The following is a 17,646-nucleotide window of genomic DNA, read 5'->3' on the forward strand; positions in this document are numbered from 1 at the left end:
CACCGCTCCCCTACGTTCCACCGCATGGCTGACGAGATCTTCACGCACCCCCGACTCACCGCGCTCTACGACCCGTTCGACCCCGACCGCAGCGACCTCGTCCCGTATCTCGACCTCGCACGGCAGCTGGGGGTCCGGCGCGTGCTCGACATCGGCTGCGGTACGGGCGTGTTCGCGCTCCTGCTCGCGGAAGCCGGCATCGGCGTCGTCGGCGTCGACCCCGGCCGGGCCTCGCTCGACGTGGCCCGCGCCAAGCCGGGCGCGGAGCAAGTGCGTTGGCTCTGCGGGGACGCGACGCAGCTGCCGCCCCTTGCCGTGGACCTCGCCGCGATGACGGCGAACGTGGCGCAGGCCATCGTCGCCCGCGACGCCTGGGAGGGCACGCTCGGCGGCGCTCACGACGCGCTGCGGCCCGGCGGGCATCTGGTGTTCGAGACGCGTGTCCCGGCGCGCCGCGCCTGGGAGGAGTGGAACCGCGAGGCGTCCCTCGACGAGAGGGATGTCCCGGGCCTCGGCCGGGTCCGCGCCTGGGTCGAACTCACCGAGGTCAAAGGCCCGTTGGTGAGCTTCCGCTGGACCTACGCGTTCGCGTCCGACGGCCTGACCCTGACCTCCGACTCGACGCTGCGCTTCCGCGGACGCGAGGAGGTCGAGGCGGACCTCACCGCCCACGGCTTCGTCCTCCAGGAGGTCCGCGACGCCCCGGACCGCCCGGGCCGCGAGTACGTCTTCCTGGCCCGGCGGCCGTGACTCCGGCGGACCGAGGGGCGGCTACGCGCGGGCGGCGAGCGCCCGCAGCCTGGCCTCGGACTCGGACCCGGGCTCGGCGGTCCAGCTGAACAGCTGCTGGCTGGGGACGGCGGTGCTGACCAGGGCCGCCCAGTCGAGGGTCAGTTCGCCGACGCGCGGGTGGCGGACCGTATGGGTGCCCGCGCCGCGGACGGCCACGTGGTGCGCCGCCCACCAGCAGCGGAAGTCGGGGTCGCCGGAAGAGAGGTCGTCTACCAGGGCCGCCAGTTCGGGATCGTCCGGGTGGTGCGCGGCCTCGCGCCGCAGCTGTGCGACACCGGCCGCGGCGACCCGCTCCCACTGGGGGTAGAGCGACCGCACGCCCGGGTCGAGGAAGACCAGCCTGAGGAAGTTGCGCTCGGCCCGCGGCAGTCGGGCGAAGTCGGTGAACAGCGCGGCTGCCGGCGGGTTCCACGCGAGGATGTCGGTGCGCAGGCCGATGACCACCGCGGGGACTGCCGCCAGGCCGTCGAGGATGCGCCGCAGGTGCGGCAGGACCTGCTGCGGCGGGCGCGGTCGCCTGGCGGGGCCGAGGCCGGCCAGCTCGAAGGCGTAGTCGCGTTCCTCCTCGCTGAGCCCGAGCACCCGCGCGAGCGTGTCGAGCACCTGCTCGGAGGGCTGGCGGCGGCCCTGTTCGAGGCGGGTGTAGAAGTCCGGGCTGATCGAGGCGAGCGCGGCGACCTCCTCACGGCGCAGGCCGACGACCCGCCGTCGGTGCCCGGTCTCCGCGAGTCCGAGGTCTGCGGGGCGCAGCTCGCCGCGACGGGCCCTGAGGAAGTCGCCCAGCTCGTTGCCGTGAGCACCGCCGCCCATGGGCGGAGCCTAGCAGCGCCCCGAAGGCGCCCGCCGCGCCCCGAAGGCGCCCGCCGGACCTGCGGACACGGTCCTTGCGGCCCTGCCTGGGACAGCCGCGTCCCAGGACAGGACCGGCCTCTGCCCGGCCCTGCGGAGCCGTGCGACGGTGGCCGCGAGGGGCCCGCCCCCCGGAGCGCACGTGCTCCGGGCTGAGCGCAGGCGCTCCCCGGAGCGCACGTGCTCCGCTCCCCCGCCACGTCCAGGAGGTCGCGCCATGCCGTACGACGATCTGCGGCACTTCGTCGAGAAGCTCGAAGAGAGCGGGCAGTTGCTGCGGGTACGCGACGAGGTGGCGCTCGAACCCGACCTGGGCGCCGCAGGCAACGCGCTGGGCCGCTTCGGCGAACGCGCCCCCGCGCTCTGGTTCGACAACCTCAGGGGCTTCCCCGGCGCCCGGGTCGTGATGAACGTGCACGGCTCCTGGACGAACCACGCCCTCGCGCTCGGCCTGCCGCCGGGCACCGCGGTGCGCGAGCAGGTCGAGGAGTTCGGCAGGCGGTGGGACGCGTTCCCGGTCCCCGTCGAGCGCCGGGCGGACGCGCCGTTCCTCGAGAACGGCGTCGGGGGCGAGGACGTCGACATCTTCGGGATCCTGCCGCTGTTCCGGCTCAACGACGCCGACGGCGGCTTCTATCTCGACAAGGCGGCCGTCGTGAGCCGGCACCCGGACCGACCTGACGACTTCGGAGAGCAGAACGTCGGTACGTACCGGCTCCAGGTGATCGGCAAGCGGCGGCTGACCGTTATCCCGGTGGCCGTCCACGACCTGGGGCGGCACATCGCCGCCGCGGAGTCGCGCGGGGAGGACCTGCCGATCGCGATCGCGCTCGGCAACGAGCCGACCCTCCCGATCGTGGCGGGCATGCCGATCGCCGCCGGCGACTCGGAGTTCGAGATGTCGGGGGCGCTGCGCGGCACACCGGCTCCGATCACCGCGGCGCCCGCCACCGGGCTCGACGTGCCCTGGGGCGCCGAGGTCGTCATCGAGGGCGTGGTGGAGGCGCGTCAGCGGGTGCACGAGGGCCCGTTCGGCGAGTTCACCGGTCAGTACTCGGGCGGGCGCAGGGTGCCGGTCGTGCGCGTCGACCGGATCTCGTACCGCACCCGGCCCATCTTCGAAGTGCTCTATCTCGGCACGCCCTGGACCGAGATCGACTACCTGATGGGGCCGAGCACCTGCCTGCCGGTGCTCAAGGAGCTGCGGGCGTCGTTCCCCGAGGTACGGGCGGTCAACGCGATGTACACCCACGGCCTGCTCACGATCGTCTCGACGGGGACGCCCTACGGCGGTTTCGCCCATGCCGTCGGCGTACGGACGGCCACCACCCGCCACGGTCTCGGGTACTGCAAGGTCGTCGTCGTGGTCGACGACTTCGTCGACCCGTTCGACCTGCCGCGGGTGATGTGGGCGATCTCGACCAAGGCCGATCCGGGGCGCGACGTGATCCGGCTGCCTTCGATGTCGATCACGCCGGCGGATCCCGGCTCCTCGCCGCAGGGCATCAGCGACAAGCTGGTCATCGACGCGACCACGCCGGTCTTCCCCGACGAACGCGGGGAGTACGCGACGCCGGTACGGGATCTCGCCGACGCGGACGCGTGGTTCGAGCGGCTCACGGAGCTGCGCGGCGCGCCGGCGGCCGGGGCGCCTGACGAGGGGAGCCGGCGATGACCGCGCAGGAGAGCACGGTGCCCGAGATGTGCCCGCGGTGCGCCCACGAGACGGTCGAGCACCTGGCGAGCTCGCCCCTGGCGGGGGTGTGGGAGGTGTACCGGTGCGACCTGTGCAACTACACGTGGCGCGACACCGAGCCCGAGAGCAGGACCCGCCGGTCCCGCTTCCCCGACGCATACCGACTGACCCGGCGGGACGTCGAGCAGGCGCCCCCCTACCCCGGAGTCCCCCCACTGCGCGACGGCACCTGAACGGCCCCTGCCCGGCCACGAGTACGCCCTCCCCGCCCGGCACCGCCCGCGGGGGTGGTCCCGGTCGCGCTGCGGTCGTGTGCGGTCCGTGGTGGGGCGTGTACAACCTTCCGGCCTGTGCGGCGGTCTCACTGGCACCTTCAACGCACGGCGCCCCCACGCCGGGTCGTTCAGTCGCTCAGTGGAGGAGCCTGTCGTGACCCAGGAACCGAACGTGCCGCAGCAGCCGCAGTGGGGGGCCGCCTTCGCGGCCGAGCCGCCGAAGGACCCGGGGAGGCGGCCGGGTTGGAGCAGGAAGCGGGTCATCCTGCCGGTGACGGCCGGGGTGTTCGTCGTCGGGATCGTCATCGGTGCAGCCGCCGGGGGTGGTGGCGGCAGCACGGACGTGAAGGCGGCCGCGGACGCCAAGCCCCTTGCCGCGCCGACCGTCACGGTGACCGCCACGGCTGCGCCCGAGGCGAAGGCCGCCGCGAAGGCCGAGGCCGCTCCGACCGTCACCGTCACCGCGACGGCGACGAGGACCGTGAAGGCGAAGGCGCCGGCCGCACCCGCGCCCGCGAAGAAGAAGGCGGAGAGCGCCCCGAAGGGCAAGGTGCTGTTCAAGGTGTGGGGGTCGGCGCCCTCGGGGGCCGACATCACCTACGGGTCCGACAGCGAGAACATCGAGGGGCACGGCCTGCCCATGAGCAAGACGCTCGCGCTCTCGGACGACGCCATGTACTACGACGTCACGGCGCAGTTGTCCGGCGGCGGTGACATCCACTGCTCGGTCACCGTCGAAGGGAAGACGAAGACCGGGCACGCCTCCGGTGGGTACAACATCTGCTCGGCCCAGCTCTCCGAAGGCATCTTCGGGGGCTGGGAGTAGGAAGCGCTCACGCCGCACCCTGCGGGCCCGCCCGCAGGGTGCGGGCCACGCCGGGGGCGGCCGCCGCGCCCACCAGGGTGACCCCCGCCAGGACCGCGACGCCCGCGCCCGTGATGCCGAGAGCGGGCATGAGGGCCGCCGCGCCGCCCAGGGTGACCAGGCACATCGCGGCCTGGAACACCGCGAGCAGGGCCGTGCGGCCCTGGACCCTGAGGACGCCCAGGTAGAGCTCGACCACGACGCGGGGCAGGGTGGCGAGCGCGAGGACGCGCAGGACGGTGGTGCCGTGCGAGGCGTACGCCGTGCCGAAGGGCGCGAGGACCACCGGGGCGAACCCCACGATCACCGCGACCGCAGGCACCAGCAGGACGGCCATCCTGCGCAGCGCCCCGCGCACGCCTGCGGCGAGTGCGCCGGGGTCGTAGGAGGCGTGCGCGGTGAGTGAGGAGGCCATGTTGATGGCCATGAATTCCATGGTGCCGCCCACGGTGTACGCCGCGTAGAAGAACGCGTTGTGCGCCGCGTCGAACCGTACGGCCACCATCACCGGCAGCAGGTTGATCATGGCGAGGCTGAACAGCGAGCCCGCCGAGTCGCCCGCCATGAAGCGCCCGACGTCCGCGTAGCGCAGGGGCGGGCGTTCGCGCTGCTGCGCGGCCTGGCGCGGGATCAGCCTGCGGAAGACCAGCCAGCAGAGGGGCAGCAGGGAGAGCGCGATCGCCGCCGCCCAGGAGACGAACACACCGAGGACCGGCAGGGCCGCCGCGAACACGGCGAGCAGCACCAGCTTCGCGAGGGAGAAGACCGTGTTGCCGACGGGCACCCAGAACGCTCTGCGCAGCCCCGTCAACACCCCTTCCTGCAGGGTGAGTACGGCCCAGGCGACGCAGGCGGCGGTGAAGACGAGGCCGGGGAGCGGGCCGCCGAGCGGCGCGTACGAGTCGCCCCAGCGGTCCAGTGTCGCGAGGAACACCAGCGACGCGGCGCACACCACCACCGAGCTGAGCCCGTACACCCGCCACACCAGCGCCGCGGTGCCGCGTCCCGCGCGGGGCACGTAGCGGACCACGGCGCCGATCATGGTGGTCGCGGTGATCGACGCGAGCAGCCGCATCGCGGCGATGGCGGCGGAGCCCTGGCCGACCGCCTCCTCGGTGTAGTGGCGTGCGGCGACCACCCAGAAGCCCAGGCCGAGCGCGGCCGAGACGCCGGTGGAGAGCATCAGCGCATAGGCGTTGCGGAACATCGGGCGGGCGTCGGCAACTTGCGGGGCGCCGCCCGCTGCGGGGGTCGTGGGCAGGCCCGCCGTGTCAGCCACCGTCGCGGCCCTCGCGGGCGGTGGCCCGGTGGGGCGGCCGTACAGGGGTGACGGGCAGCGCCGCGAGGGCCGGGGCGATCTCGGCCGCCCTGCACGGGTCGACGGGGAGCGCGTGCCGGGCGAACCAGGCGGCGGGGCCCGGTTCGGGCGACGGGTCCGTGAACTCCTCGCCCGCGTAGGCGTCGAGCGGCGGGTCGTAGAGGTATCCGACGGTGATGCGGCGGCGGGCGAGCGCGGCGATCGCCGCGTCCCGGTCCGCGACCAGCAGCGGTACGCGGAAGAGGGGTTGGGGGCGCCCGGCGCTCTTGCCCGGCGAGAGGGGCGCGGGGAGGGCGCCCAGGAGCGCCGCCGTGCCGGCGGCGTGGCGGGCCAGGCGGTCGTCGAGCCGTTCCAGGAGGCGGGTGGTGCGGCGCAGGCGCAGGGCGCCGGGGGCGATGCGGTAGGGGTGCATGTCGACGCGGACCCAGGGGTCGAGCCGGTCGAGCCCGGGCGCAGGCGCGGGTTCGAGTGCGCGCGCCAACGCGGCCGCGCGCAGCGGCATCCGGATCTCCGCGCGCTCCTCTGCGCCGAGGACGCGCAGCGCGGTGCGGGCCGCGCGGACCAGCCGCAGGCCGCGCACACCGGCCTCCGCGTACGGGCGCAGCGCGTAGAGCGCCTCGGAGGCGAACCGGGACGGGCGCAGCAACTCGTCCCGTGACGACTCAAGTCGAGGCCGCAGCGCGGGGTCGGCGAAGGACAGGAAGCCTCCGGTCCCCGCGCCCGCGTGCTTCGAGAGGCTGAACACGGACGCGTCCCCCACGGCCCCGACCGGGCGCCCGTCGGTGTGGACGCTGCCGATCGCGTGCGCCGCGTCCTCGATGAGCGGGATGCCCGACGCGTCGCAGCGGGCGCGGAGTGCGGGGGCCGGGTCGGGGTTCCCGTAGAGGTTGGTGGTGAGGACGGCGGACAGGCCGCGCCAGGTCGCCTCAGGTACGGCCGCGAGGTCGATCGTCCCGTCGCGCGGGTCCAACGGCGCCTGCACGGGCCGCAGTCCGGCCGCGAGGACCACGAAGAAGATCACGTCGTCGTTGACCGGCGACATCAGGATCCGCCCGCCGGGCGGGCACCAGTGCCGCAGCGCCACGTACAGGCCGAGCCTGCACGACGGTGTGTACAGGCACTCCCTGCCGAGGCGCCGCCGCATCAGCGTTTCGAGCGCCGCGCGGCCCCCCGGACGGCCGTCCCCACGAGCCATGCCGACTCCCCCCTGCCCCGGCGCCCAATGTGGCCCGTACCGGACGGCCCGTCAATACGGCCCCGCCGGCGCCTGCCAGGGCAGGCGGGCCCGGCCGGACGCGCGGACGCCCCCGCGGGAAAACTCCCCGCGGGGGCGTCCGTGGCGGGCGCGGTGCGCCACGCCGTACTCCTACTCGTCCAGCGTCAGGCCCTTGCGGAGCTTGGCGAGCGTCCGCGACAGCAGCCGCGAGACGTGCATCTGCGAGATGCCGAGCTCCTCGCCGATCTCGGACTGCGTCATGTTGGCCACGAAGCGCAGCGAGAGGATCGTTCTGTCCCGGTGCGGGAGCCTCGCGATCAGCGGCTTGAGCGACTCGATGTACTCGATGCCCTCGATGCCGTGGTCCTCGTAGCCGATGCGGTCGGCGAGGGTCGCCTCGCCGCCGTCCTCCTCCTCGGGCTGGGCGTCGAGCGAGCTCGCGGTGTACGCGTTGCTCGCCGTCATGCCCTCGACGACCTCTTCGCGGGTGATGCCGAGCGCCTCGGCCAGCTCGCCGACGCTCGGCGCGCGGTCCAGCCGCTGCGCCAGCTCGTCGCTGGTCTTGGCGAGGTCGAGTCGCAGCTCCTGGAGCCTGCGCGGGACCCGCACCGACCACGACGTGTCGCGGAAGAAACGCTTGATCTCGCCGATGATCGTCGGCATGGCGAACGTGGGGAACTCGACGCCGCGGCTCAGCTCGAACCGGTCGATCGACTTGATCAGGCCGATCGTGCCGACCTGGACGATGTCCTCCATCGGCTCGCTGCGCGTGCGGAAGCGCGACGCGGCGAACTTCACCAGGGCGAGGTTCAACTCGACCAGTGTGTTGCGTACGTACGCGTACTCGTGGGTGCCCTCCTCAAGGGCTTCGAGCCGCGCGAACAGTGTCTTGGACAGGACGCGCGCGTCGACCGCGCCCATGTCGGCGAGGGCTTCCTGCGACGGGATGTCGGGCAGCGGAAGCAGTCCCGCGTCCGCGGAAGGAGCCGTGGCCGGCGCGAGGGTGCGCGCCTCGAAGGCGGGGGCCGCTGCGGTCTCCGCGCCAGGACCGTACATCCAGGATGTGACGTCGGTCACAGAAGGTTCGTGCGTTGATGCCGACGGCGCGATCGGGGTACGCGGTTCGTCGAGCCGGGGTGACATGGTCTCCTCCATCGTTCTCGGCAATATGGCTGCCGATACCGGTGCGCATTGACTGCGGCGTGCGGCGCCTCCCAGGCCGTGCCGTGTGCGGATGTGTCTTCTTCTAGCCCTACCCGGTAGGCGCAGACCGTTGCAAGTCCCAATTGTCCGCTTTGATAGGCAATGTTGGCTACTTCGGCTACCCCGCGGCCAGTGAAAGGCGTAATGTTCTGCCGGTGTCCGCGGTCGGCCGGGTTCCGCCGCGTACACCGATCCCCACAGGCCACCGGGCCCGCCGTCGCACGGCGCGGCCTGCGCGCAAGGGGCGATCACGGCAGGAAACACCAGACGGCAATCACGGCGAAAAGGGGCGGAATGGACCGCCAGACGGTCGGCAGTACGAACCAGGGCCGACTCAGGGTCGAGGTTCGCACCGAGGGCCGCAGCGAGGTCGTTACGGCGGCGGGTGAACTCGATCACCACACGGCCGAACTGCTGCGGGTCCCGCTGGACGAGGCGCTTGATCAGGGACGGTCACGGCTGGTGATCGACTGCTCGCAGCTGGAGTTCTGCGACTCGACCGGACTCAATGTGCTGCTCGGCGCCCGCCTCAGGGCGGACGCGGCCGGCGGCGGCGTCCACCTGGCCGGGATGCGGCCCGTGGTCGCCCGGGTCTTCGAGATCACCGGTGCCGACGCGGTCTTCGGCGTGCACGCTTCGCTGCACGACGCGCTGGCGGAGTGAGCGTGTGACTCCGGTTCCGGCGGGGTGCTGTGACGGCACCGGGTGTTGTGCCGCGGCGTCGGGTGTTGTCCCGACGCGTTCGGGCAGAAGACTCCCGCAGGCAGCACACTCCCCTGTTATCACTCTCTGTGCAGCAACCATGGCAACTCGGCGAATCGGTGAGGTGAAGCGCTGATGAGCACCACCCGGCAGCCACCGCCGGGCGACCTCGGCCCCGAGCCGGACGCCGGCCAGGTGTCCGTCTCCGAGGGCACGAACCGCACGCTCATGCTGGACAGCGCCAGCGGCGTCGTCCCGCTGGCCCGCGACTTCACCCGCCAGGCGCTCTACGACTGGGGCTGGCTGCCCGCGGCGACCCCGGACGCGCGTGCGGCGGCAGAGGACGTCCTGCTGGTCGTCTCGGAACTGGTCACGAACGCGTGCCTGCACGCCGAGGGCCCCGAGCGGCTCCGGGTGTCGACCGCGGCGAAGGTCCTGCGTCTTGAGGTCACCGACCGCGGCGAGGGCAGGCCAGAGCCGCGCACCCCGCACCGGGCGGGGCGGCCGGGCGGCCACGGCATGTTCATCGTCCAGCGCCTCTGCCTCGACTGGGGCGTGCAGCACGACCCCGACGTCCCCGGCAAGACGGTGTGGGCGGAACTGGCGGCTCCGGCGTAGGGCCGTAGGGCGCGCCTTCTCGCGGGGCCGCGAGGCTGACGGCCGCCAGGACCGCCGGTGGGCCCGCAGGACCCCGTACCGCTCCCCTAACGACGCACGACGGCCCCGTCGGCACAGACGCCGGCCGGGGCCGTTCGCGTGGACCCGCCCCCGGAAGGCGGGCCCGCGGCCTCAGTGGATCTCCCCCATCAGCGCCCGTACGCGGCGCCGGTACATCACCACGGCCACGCCGGCGAGCGTCGCGAGGGTGGCTTCGAGCGCCACGATGCCCGGGCCGCTCAGGTCCACCTTCGCGAGGGAGAGCAGGCCCGTCACCGAGTCGCCCGCGGTCACGGCGAGGAACCACACGCCCATCATCTGGCTCGCGTACTTCTCCGGCGCCATCTTCGTCGTCACCGAGAGGCCCACCGGCGAGAGGCACAGCTCGCCGACCGTCTGGATCAGATAGATCCCGACCAGCCAGACCGGGCTGACCAGCGTCCCGCCGACCGCCATGCCCAGTGGTATCAGGAAGAAGAAGAACGAGACGCCGACGAAGACCAGCCCGACCGCGAACTTGACGACCGTGCTCGGCTCCTTGCCGCGCCGGTTCATCCAGAGCCAGAACCAGGCGAGCACGGGCGCGAGCGCCATGATGAAGACCGGGTTGAGCGACTGGTACCAGGACGTCGGGAACGACAGGCCGAGCACCGAGTCGGACGCCTTGTCCGTGCCGAACGCCTGGACCGTGGAGCCGCCCTGGTCGTAGATCATCCAGAAGACCGCGGCGGCCACGAAGAACCAGATGTACCCGGACATCTTCGTCTGCTCGCCCGTGGACAGCGACCGGTCGCGCTTGATCCGCCAGAGCACACCCGCCGGGATGACCAGGCCGGCGACGGTCAGCGGGACCATCGCCCAGTTCATCGTGAAGTGGCCGCTCAGCCCGATGATCCCGTACGCGACGACCGCGACGATCAGCCACAGCAGGCCCTTGCGCAGCCACGAGGCGCGCTCCTCGCGGGTCAGCGGCTGGGGCACCCGGCTGCTCTCGGGGCTCAGGTGGCGCGTGCCGATGAGGAACTGCGCGAGGCCGAGCGCCATGCCGACGGCGGCGAGCGCGAAGCCCAGGTGCCAGCTGTACTTCTCGCCCACGGTGCCGATCGTCAGGGGCGCGAAGAAGGCGCCGACGTTGATCCCCATGTAGAAGATCGTGAAGCCGCCGTCCCTGCGCGGGTCGTTCGGGCCGTCGTAGAGGTGGCCGACCATCGTCGAGATGTTGGCCTTGAGCAGGCCGGAACCGAGCGCCACGAGGGCGAGCCCGACGAAGAACGTGCCCGAGCCGGGCAGCGCGAGCGTCAGGTGCCCCACCATGATCGTTCCGGCGGCCACGGCCACCGTCCTGCGCGGGCTCCACACCCGGTCGCCGAGCCAGCCGCCCGGCATCGCGAGCAGGTAGACCAGCGAGTTGTAGATCGAGTAGATCGCGGTGGTGGCGGCGAGGTCCATGCCGAGGCCGCCCCCGTGCAGACCCTTGGACGCGTCCGGGCCGCCGGACAGCAGGTAGATGGTGAGCAGCGCCCGCATGCCGTAGAAGCTGAACCGCTCCCACATCTCGGTCATGAAGAGGGTGGCCAGACCGCGCGGGTGGCCGAAGAAGGTCCTGCCGCTGCCGGGTGGGCTCGGCGCGTCCTTCGTCAGTGTGGTCGCCATGGTGTTCCTAGCTCGTGGGGGCGTGCCGGCCGTGGGGGCCGCACGTCATGGGGGCGTGGGGCCCGGGGGCCGCACGCCGTGGGGGCCCGCGGGGGTCCGATGGGTGACGGGGCGCCCCGCGGGAGGCCCCGCCCGCACAGGGGGCGGGGAGGCCGCCCGCACACGAAAAAGACCTTTGGCAGCGTCATCGCCAAAGGTCCTCTAGTCGTACTACAGGCTCTGTCTCACCATACGGCACACCATGGAGCCATTTAGAAGGACTTGAGACATCAATCACAGGTTATGGGTGAGGGAAACACCCGATTCGAAGGCCGAACGATACGTCACAGCCTGTACCGCAGGCGCGCCCGAGGGTTGCCCTACCGCCGTCGCCCGCGGACTACCATCACCACATGACCCGTGTACTGCTCGCCGAGGACGATGCATCCATCTCAGAACCCCTGGCCCGCGCCCTGCGCCGGGAGGGGTACGAGGTCGAGGTCCGCGAGGACGGGCCCTCCGCTCTCGACGCGGGCCTTCAGGGTGGTATCGACCTGGTCGTCCTCGACCTCGGCCTGCCCGGCATGGACGGGCTCGAAGTCGCCCGCAGGCTGCGGGCCGAGGGGCACACGGTGCCGATCCTCGTCCTCACGGCGCGCGCCGACGAGGTCGACACGGTCGTCGGGCTCGACGCGGGCGCCGACGACTATGTGACCAAGCCGTTCCGCCTCGCCGAGCTGCTCGCCCGCGTCCGGGCGCTGCTGCGGCGCGGGGCCAGCGAGCCCCAGCCCGCCCCGGCGACGCACGGCGTGCGCATCGACGTCGAGTCGCACCGGGCGTGGATGGGCGACGACGAGCTGCAGCTCACCGCCAAGGAGTTCGACCTGCTGCGGGTCCTGGTACGGGACGCGGGCCGGGTCGTCACCCGCGACCAGCTGATGCGCGAGGTCTGGGACACGACCTGGTGGTCCTCCACCAAGACGCTCGACATGCACATCTCCTGGCTGCGGAAGAAGCTCGGCGACGACGCGGCGAACCCGCGGTACATCGCCACGGTGCGGGGCGTCGGCTTCCGCTTCGAGAAGAGCTGAGCCCGCCGCCCGGCAGGGAAGTTGCTCACGCCCGGGGGTGGCGCTCACGCCCCGGTGTGCGCGGGCCTGCGCCGCCTGCGGGGTGCGCCGGCGCCGGCGGCGGTGTGCGCGGGCCCGGCGGCCACGGGACCTGGTGCGGGCCGGCGGCACCGGCGGCGGGTGGCTGTGGAGCTGGTGGCCGCGGGCCCGGTGGCCGGGGCGTCCGGCGAGGCGCTGGTTGTCGGGTGCGGCCCGGGACCGGGCGCCGCCTTGCGGCCGGGTGCCGCGCTCGGGGGCGGGTGGCCCTGGCAGGCTGGACGCGACCGAGGGCACGGCCCCGTGCCGCGCCCACCCCCACACGGAGGGCCCATTGCGCCGTCGACTGATCAACTCCACGCTGGCCGTGGTGCTCGTCGTCATCGCCGTCTTCGGCGTGTCGCTCGTCATCGTCGAGACGCGGACGATCACGAGCAGTGCCCAGGAGAGCGTGGACTCCGAGGCCCTGCGAGTGGTCAGCATCGTCGACGGACGGCTGCTCGGCGGCGAGTCCATCAGCGCGAGCGTCCTCAAGCAGCAGATCACCGCCAACCGGTACGCACGCGTCGACGTGCCCGGCCACCGGGACGTGCAGGTCGGCAGCGAGCCGAAGGGCTCCGTCATCCGGGGCGAGGCGCGGGGCGCACAGGGCGAGATCGTCACCGTCGAGGAGCTGAGCTCCTCCGTGACGCGCGAGGTCGGCAGGACGCTGCTGATCATCGGCGCGGTGGCGCTGCTCGCGATCATCGCCGCCGTCCTGCTCGCCGTGCGGCAGGCCAACATGCTCGCGTCCCCGCTGGTCGACCTGGCCGAGACGGCGGAGAAGCTGGGCTCGGGCGACCCGCGGCCCCGGCACAAGCGGTACGCGGTGCCCGAGCTCGACCGGGTCGCCGACGTCCTCGACTCCAGCGCCGAGCGCATCGCCCGCATGCTGACCGCTGAGCGCAGGCTCGCGGCCGACGCGTCGCACCAGCTCCGCACGCCCCTGACGGCGCTGTCGATGCGGCTCGAGGAGATCACCGTCACCGAGGACCTGGACACGGCGCGTGACGAGGCGTCCATCGCGCTCAACCAGGTGGAGCGCCTCACCGACGTGGTGGAACGGCTGCTCACCAACGCGCGGGACCCGCGTACCGGATCGGCGATCCCCCTCGACCTCGACCGGATCATCAAGCAGCAGATAGAGGAGTGGAAGCCCGTCTACCGCAGCGCGGGCCGCGCCATCGTGCGGTCGGGGCGGCAGGGCGTGTGGGTGATGGCGACGCCCGGCGCGATCGCGCAGGTACTCGCCGCGCTGATCGAGAACTCGCTCATGCACGGCGGCGGCACCGTCGCGCTGCGCACCCGCGTCACGGGCAACCAGGCGGTCATCGAGGTCACCGACGAGGGCGCGGGCGTCTCCCCCGACCTCGGGGCGCGGATCTTCGAGCGGGCCATCAGCGGCCACAACTCCACGGGCATCGGCCTCGCCGTCGCACGCGACCTGGCGGAGGCCGACGGGGGGCGCCTCGAACTGCTCCAGCCGCATCCGCCGGTGTTCGCGCTGTTCCTCAGCCGCGAGACCCAGGAGCCCGAGGAGCGGGAGCGCCCGGTGCGCTGAGCCGCGCGATCCCGGCGGCCCGGCGGTCCCGCCCTCAGCCGAGGCGCCCTCAGCCGAGGCGGCGGGGCGCCGCCTCCAGGGGCTCGGCGGGCTGCCCGTGCCCCTGCGGCCCGGCCGCCCCGGCCCCTGGCCGGTCGAGGAACGGCGCGCCGCCCGGCGGCAGCGCCTTGAACACCCACGACCGGTACGACCAGAACCGGAACAGCGTGGCCACACCGATCCCGACGAACTTGAACACGTTGCTCTGGAGCGGCGAGTCCCACCCGAAGCCGTAGGTGGCCGTGTAGAGGATGCCGTTCTCGATGACCAGGCCGATGACGCTGAAGAAGAGGAACAGCGTCAGCTCGCGGGTCCGCCCGCTCTTGTCGCGGTCCCGGTACGCGAAGTAGCGGAAGCCGATGTAGTTGAAGACGATCGACACGATCGTCGCGAGCACCGACGCCCGCACGACCGGCAGGCTCGTCGCATGCCTGACCAGGTTGAACACCAGCAGGTTCACCAGCAGGCCGGCCCCGCCGACGGCGCCGAACTTGACGACTTCCTTGAGCACCCGGTGCAGCCGCGCCTCAGGCGCCGCGCCCGCTTCCCGTACGCCCATGTGGTCAAGCCCCGTCCGTTCGGTGTCGTGGCGACCCATGCTAACCAGCGGGCCGTGCGCGGGCCCGCTCCCGGCGCCGTACGGCCCAGGGGGAGGCCGTGCGGCCGGGGTGGGCGCGAGCGGCCCGCCGTGGTGGGAAACGCGCCGGATACCCTGGTCCGGTGACGTTTCCCGTAGTCGGCATGGTCGGTGGCGGTCAGCTCGCCCGTATGACCCACGAGGCGGGCATCCCCCTCGGCCTGAAGTTCAAGCTCCTCAGTGACACAGCGCAGGACTCGGCGGCGCAGGTGGTGTCCGACGTCGTCGTCGGCGACTACCGCGACCTGGAGACCCTGCGCGCCTTCGCGCGCGACTGCGACGTGATCACCTTCGACCACGAGCACGTGCCGCTCGCGCACCTGCGGGCGCTGGAGGCGGACGGCGTGGCCGTGCGCCCGGGACCCGACGCGCTCGCGCACGCCCAGGACAAGGGCGTGATGCGGGAGCGGCTGACGGCGCTCGGCGTGCCGTGCCCCCGCCACCGCGTGGTCGGCGACCCGGCGGACGTGACCGCCTTCGCCGCCGAGGGCGCGGCCGCCGACGGCGGCGACGGCTACCCGGTGGTCCTCAAGACCGTGCGCGGCGGCTACGACGGCAAGGGCGTGTGGGTCGTACGCACCGAGACCGAGGCGGCCGAGCCCTTCAAGGCGGGCGTCCCGGTGCTCGCCGAGGAGAAGGTCGACTTCGCGCGCGAGCTCGCCGCCAATGTCGTACGGTCCCCGCACGGCCAGGCCGTCGCCTACCCGGTGGTGGAGTCGCAGCAGGTGAACGGGGTCTGCGACACGGTCATCGCCCCCGCGCCCGGCCTGTCGGACGAGCTGTCGGGCGAGGCGCAGGAGCTGGCGCTGCGCATCGCGAAGGAGCTCGGCGTGGTCGGCCATCTCGCGGTCGAGCTGTTCGAGACGCGCGACGGCCGCATCCTCGTGAACGAGCTGGCGATGCGCCCCCACAACTCCGGCCACTGGACCCAGGACGGCGCGATCACCTCCCAGTTCGCCAACCATGTGCGCGCCGTGCTCGACCTCCCGCTCGGCGACCCGCGCCCCCGCGCGCGGTGGACGGTGATGGGCAACGTCCTCGGCGGCGACTACCCCGACATGTACGCGGCGTACCTGCACTGCATGGCACGCGACCCGCAGTTGAAGATCCACATGTACGGCAAGGACGTGAAGCCGGGCCGCAAGGTCGGGCACGTCAACACCTACGGCGACGACCTGGACGACGTGCTGGAGCGCGCCCGCCACGCCGCCGGCTACCTGCGAGGAACGATCACCGAATGACCTCCGACAACGCGCCGCTCGTCGGCATCGTGATGGGCTCCGACTCCGACTGGCCCGTGATGGAGGCCGCCGCCAAGGCCCTCGACGAGTTCGGCATCCCTTACGAGGTCGACGTCGTCTCGGCGCACCGCATGCCGCGCGAGATGATCGCGTACGGCGAGGGCGCGGCGGACCGCGGCCTGAAGGCGGTCGTCGCGGGCGCGGGCGGCGCCGCGCACCTGCCGGGCATGCTGGCGTCGGTGACCCCGCTGCCGGTGATCGGCGTGCCGGTGCCGCTGAAGTACCTGGACGGCATGGACTCCCTCCTGTCGATCGTGCAGATGCCCGCGGGCGTGCCCGTCGCGACGGTGTCGGTGGGCGGCGCCCGCAACGCGGGCCTCCTGGCCGCCCGCATCCTCGCCACGAGCGATCCGGCGCTGCTGTCCCACATGAAGGACTTCCAGCAGGAGCTGAACGACCAGGCGACGGAGAAGGGCAAGCGGCTGCGGGCGAAGGCCCAGGGCGAGGCGTCCTTCGGCTTCGGAAAGTGAGGCGGGACGTGGCGCAGGAGAGCGGCAGCGCGGCGCAGGACCATCTCGACGAGGTGCGCGAACTCCTCGCGGAGTTCCCGGTGGTGGACGGACACAACGACCTCCCGTGGGCGATGCGTGAACACGCGGGCTACGACCTCGATGCGCTGGACGTGGCGGGCGACCGCACCGGGCAGCTCCACACCGACCTCCCCCGCCTGCGCCGCGGCGGAGTCGGCGGCCAGTTCTGGTCGGTGTACGTGCCGTCCGACATGGGCCCAGGCGAGAACCCGGTCGCGGCGACCCTGGAGCAGGTCGACTTCGTGCGCCGGCTCCTGGCCCGCTTCCCCGAGTCCCTCGCACCGGCCCGCACGGCCGACGAGATGGAGGCCGCGCGCGCCGAGGGCCGCATCGCGTCGCTGATGGGGGCGGAGGGCGGCCAGTCCATCGCCGAGTCGATGGGCACCCTGCGCGCCCTGTACGAGCTGGGCGTGCGGTACATGACGCTCACCCACAACCACAATCTGCGCTGGGCGGACTCGGCGACGGACGAGCCGCGGGCGGGCGGCCTCACCGCCTTCGGCCGCGAGGTCGTGCGGGAGATGAACCGGCTCGGCATGCTGGTCGACCTTTCCCATGTGGCGGCGACGACGATGCGGGACGCGCTCGCGGTGACCGAGGCACCGGTGATCTTCTCCCACTCGTCGTCCCGGGCGGTCTGCGACCACCCGAGGAACATCCCTGACGACGTGCTCGCGCAGCTGCCCGCCAACGGCGGTGTCGCGATGGCGACCTTCGTGCCGAAGTTCGTCCTGCCGGAGGCCGTCGCCTGGACCCAGGCCGCCGACGAGAACCTGCGCGCCCACGGGCTGCACCACCTCGACACCACTCCGCGGGCGATGCGCCTGCACGAGGAGTTCGAGGCGGCCAACCCGCGCCCGGTCGCGACCGCGGCCACGGTGGCCGACCACCTGGACCACATGCGCGAGGTGGCGGGCGTGGACCACGTCGGCATCGGCGGCGACTTCGACGGCACGGCCTTCACCCCGGCCGACCTCTCCGACGTGGCCGGCTACCCGAACCTGCTGGCCGAGCTGCGCGCCCGCGGCTGGTCCCGCGCGGACCTGGCCAAGCTGACCTGGCAGAACGCCGTGCGCACCCTGCGCGGGGCCGAGGAAGCGGCACGAGCCCTGAGCGCGGGGCGCGGCCCTTCGCTGGCCACGATCGACCAGCTGGACGGCCCGGCGGCGACCGCAGGCGGCGCACCCGCCGCGTAGCTCCCGCCGCACGCGGCCGCCCGGCCCGGCGG

General features: G+C 73.0%; 16 protein-coding genes and 1 pseudogene. 11 read left to right on the top strand and 6 right to left on the bottom strand.

What is annotated here, in order from left to right; all coding sequences use genetic code 11:
- Nucleotides 1–24 precede the first annotated feature (24 nt).
- Nucleotides 25–750, top strand: coding sequence for a class I SAM-dependent methyltransferase (locus AB0910_RS26135; protein ID WP_366747091.1), 726 nt, complete (start codon nt 25–27; stop codon nt 748–750).
- Between the two features lie 21 nt (nt 751–771).
- Here the strand turns inward: AB0910_RS26135 and AB0910_RS26140 are convergent, their stop codons facing one another.
- The gene (locus tag AB0910_RS26140; RefSeq protein ID WP_366747092.1) at nt 772–1,602 is read right to left on the bottom strand and encodes a helix-turn-helix domain-containing protein; all 831 of its coding nucleotides are present in this window, start codon (nt 1,600–1,602) and stop codon (nt 772–774) included.
- A gap of 256 nt (nt 1,603–1,858) precedes the next feature.
- Between AB0910_RS26140 and AB0910_RS26145 the strand changes: the two genes are divergently transcribed.
- From AB0910_RS26145 to AB0910_RS26155, 3 genes are all read left to right on the top strand, one after another.
- On the top strand, nt 1,859–3,316 hold the full coding sequence (locus AB0910_RS26145) for a non-oxidative hydroxyarylic acid decarboxylases subunit C (RefSeq protein WP_366747093.1): 1,458 nt from the start codon (nt 1,859–1,861) through the stop codon (nt 3,314–3,316).
- Nucleotides 3,313–3,570, top strand: coding sequence for a non-oxidative hydroxyarylic acid decarboxylases subunit D (locus tag AB0910_RS26150; RefSeq protein WP_366747094.1), 258 nt, complete (start codon nt 3,313–3,315; stop codon nt 3,568–3,570). The genes AB0910_RS26145 and AB0910_RS26150 overlap by 4 nt, the downstream gene beginning before the upstream one ends.
- A gap of 196 nt (nt 3,571–3,766) precedes the next feature.
- On the top strand, nt 3,767–4,438 hold the full coding sequence (locus AB0910_RS26155; RefSeq protein ID WP_366747095.1) for an MmpS family transport accessory protein: 672 nt from the start codon (nt 3,767–3,769) through the stop codon (nt 4,436–4,438).
- Between the two features lie 49 nt (nt 4,439–4,487).
- Here the strand turns inward: AB0910_RS26155 and AB0910_RS26160 are convergent.
- From AB0910_RS26160 to AB0910_RS26170, 3 genes and pseudogenes are all read right to left on the bottom strand, one after another.
- Nucleotides 4,488–5,684: pseudogene (locus AB0910_RS26160) on the bottom strand (lipopolysaccharide biosynthesis protein); the annotation flags it as partial.
- Between the two features lie 64 nt (nt 5,685–5,748).
- Nucleotides 5,749–6,939, bottom strand: coding sequence for a DegT/DnrJ/EryC1/StrS family aminotransferase (locus AB0910_RS26165; protein ID WP_366747137.1), 1,191 nt, complete (start codon nt 6,937–6,939; stop codon nt 5,749–5,751).
- Nucleotides 6,940–7,161: 222 nt separating this feature from the next.
- Nucleotides 7,162–8,154, bottom strand: coding sequence for an RNA polymerase sigma factor SigF (locus AB0910_RS26170; RefSeq protein ID WP_366747138.1), 993 nt, complete (start codon nt 8,152–8,154; stop codon nt 7,162–7,164).
- 354 nt (nt 8,155–8,508) lie between these two features.
- On the opposite strand from AB0910_RS26170, the gene AB0910_RS26175 reads away from it, so the two are divergent.
- Both AB0910_RS26175 and AB0910_RS26180 read left to right on the top strand, forming a co-directional pair.
- Nucleotides 8,509–8,877 carry an STAS domain-containing protein gene (locus tag AB0910_RS26175; RefSeq protein WP_366747096.1) on the top strand — a complete coding sequence of 123 codons (369 nt, stop codon included), beginning with the start codon at nt 8,509–8,511 and terminating at the stop codon, nt 8,875–8,877.
- Between the two features lie 174 nt (nt 8,878–9,051).
- A complete protein-coding gene (locus tag AB0910_RS26180; protein ID WP_366747097.1) occupies nt 9,052–9,534 on the top strand; it encodes an ATP-binding protein in 483 nt (160 codons plus the stop codon).
- A 171-nt stretch (nt 9,535–9,705) separates the two neighbouring features.
- On the opposite strand, the gene AB0910_RS26185 is transcribed toward AB0910_RS26180, so the two are convergent.
- Complete coding sequence (locus AB0910_RS26185) at nt 9,706–11,226, bottom strand: oligopeptide:H+ symporter (RefSeq protein ID WP_366747098.1); 1,521 nt, start codon at nt 11,224–11,226, stop codon at nt 9,706–9,708.
- A 392-nt stretch (nt 11,227–11,618) separates the two neighbouring features.
- Between AB0910_RS26185 and AB0910_RS26190 the strand changes: the two genes are divergently transcribed.
- Both AB0910_RS26190 and AB0910_RS26195 read left to right on the top strand, forming a co-directional pair.
- On the top strand, nt 11,619–12,296 hold the full coding sequence (locus AB0910_RS26190) for a response regulator transcription factor (protein WP_366747099.1): 678 nt from the start codon (nt 11,619–11,621) through the stop codon (nt 12,294–12,296).
- A gap of 349 nt (nt 12,297–12,645) precedes the next feature.
- Nucleotides 12,646–13,911 (top strand): ATP-binding protein, encoded by a 1,266-nt coding sequence (locus AB0910_RS26195; RefSeq protein ID WP_366747100.1) that lies wholly within the window; start codon nt 12,646–12,648, stop codon nt 13,909–13,911.
- Between the two features lie 49 nt (nt 13,912–13,960).
- On the opposite strand, the gene AB0910_RS26200 is transcribed toward AB0910_RS26195, so the two are convergent.
- Nucleotides 13,961–14,509 carry a GtrA family protein gene (locus tag AB0910_RS26200; protein WP_366747139.1) on the bottom strand — a complete coding sequence of 183 codons (549 nt, stop codon included), beginning with the start codon at nt 14,507–14,509 and terminating at the stop codon, nt 13,961–13,963.
- 161 nt (nt 14,510–14,670) lie between these two features.
- On the opposite strand from AB0910_RS26200, the gene AB0910_RS26205 reads away from it, so the two are divergent.
- Genes AB0910_RS26205 through AB0910_RS26215 form a run of 3 tightly spaced genes read left to right on the top strand, consistent with a single transcriptional unit; the run spans nt 14,671 to nt 17,614 of the window.
- Nucleotides 14,671–15,828 carry a 5-(carboxyamino)imidazole ribonucleotide synthase gene (locus AB0910_RS26205; RefSeq protein WP_366747101.1) on the top strand — a complete coding sequence of 386 codons (1,158 nt, stop codon included), beginning with the start codon at nt 14,671–14,673 and terminating at the stop codon, nt 15,826–15,828.
- The gene (purE, locus tag AB0910_RS26210; RefSeq protein ID WP_366747102.1) at nt 15,825–16,358 is read left to right on the top strand and encodes a 5-(carboxyamino)imidazole ribonucleotide mutase; all 534 of its coding nucleotides are present in this window, start codon (nt 15,825–15,827) and stop codon (nt 16,356–16,358) included. The genes AB0910_RS26205 and purE overlap by 4 nt, the downstream gene beginning before the upstream one ends.
- A gap of 8 nt (nt 16,359–16,366) precedes the next feature.
- The gene (locus AB0910_RS26215; RefSeq protein ID WP_366747103.1) at nt 16,367–17,614 is read left to right on the top strand and encodes a dipeptidase; all 1,248 of its coding nucleotides are present in this window, start codon (nt 16,367–16,369) and stop codon (nt 17,612–17,614) included.
- The last annotated feature ends 32 nt before the right edge of the window (nt 17,615–17,646 follow it).

Source organism: Streptomyces sp. NPDC047002 (assembly GCF_040704505.1).
GTDB lineage: Bacteria > Actinomycetota > Actinomycetes > Streptomycetales > Streptomycetaceae > Streptomyces.

Excerpts from the sequence above, each read along its gene's own strand:
- AB0910_RS26135 (WP_366747091.1), top strand. The coding sequence starts at position 25 with ATGGCTGACGAGATCTTCACGCACCCCCGACTCACCGCGCTCTACGAC.
- purE (WP_366747102.1), top strand. The coding sequence starts at position 15,825 with ATGACCTCCGACAACGCGCCGCTCGTCGGCATCGTGATGGGCTCCGAC.
- AB0910_RS26150 (WP_366747094.1), top strand. The coding sequence starts at position 3,313 with ATGACCGCGCAGGAGAGCACGGTGCCCGAGATGTGCCCGCGGTGCGCC.
- AB0910_RS26200 (WP_366747139.1), bottom strand. The coding sequence starts at position 14,509 with ATGGGCGTACGGGAAGCGGGCGCGGCGCCTGAGGCGCGGCTGCACCGG.
- AB0910_RS26145 (WP_366747093.1), top strand. The coding sequence starts at position 1,859 with ATGCCGTACGACGATCTGCGGCACTTCGTCGAGAAGCTCGAAGAGAGC.
- AB0910_RS26185 (WP_366747098.1), bottom strand. The coding sequence starts at position 11,226 with ATGGCGACCACACTGACGAAGGACGCGCCGAGCCCACCCGGCAGCGGC.
- AB0910_RS26165 (WP_366747137.1), bottom strand. The coding sequence starts at position 6,939 with ATGCGGCGGCGCCTCGGCAGGGAGTGCCTGTACACACCGTCGTGCAGG.
- AB0910_RS26190 (WP_366747099.1), top strand. The coding sequence starts at position 11,619 with ATGACCCGTGTACTGCTCGCCGAGGACGATGCATCCATCTCAGAACCC.
- AB0910_RS26170 (WP_366747138.1), bottom strand. The coding sequence starts at position 8,154 with ATGTCACCCCGGCTCGACGAACCGCGTACCCCGATCGCGCCGTCGGCA.
- AB0910_RS26180 (WP_366747097.1), top strand. The coding sequence starts at position 9,052 with ATGAGCACCACCCGGCAGCCACCGCCGGGCGACCTCGGCCCCGAGCCG.
- AB0910_RS26140 (WP_366747092.1), bottom strand. The coding sequence starts at position 1,602 with ATGGGCGGCGGTGCTCACGGCAACGAGCTGGGCGACTTCCTCAGGGCC.
- AB0910_RS26175 (WP_366747096.1), top strand. The coding sequence starts at position 8,509 with ATGGACCGCCAGACGGTCGGCAGTACGAACCAGGGCCGACTCAGGGTC.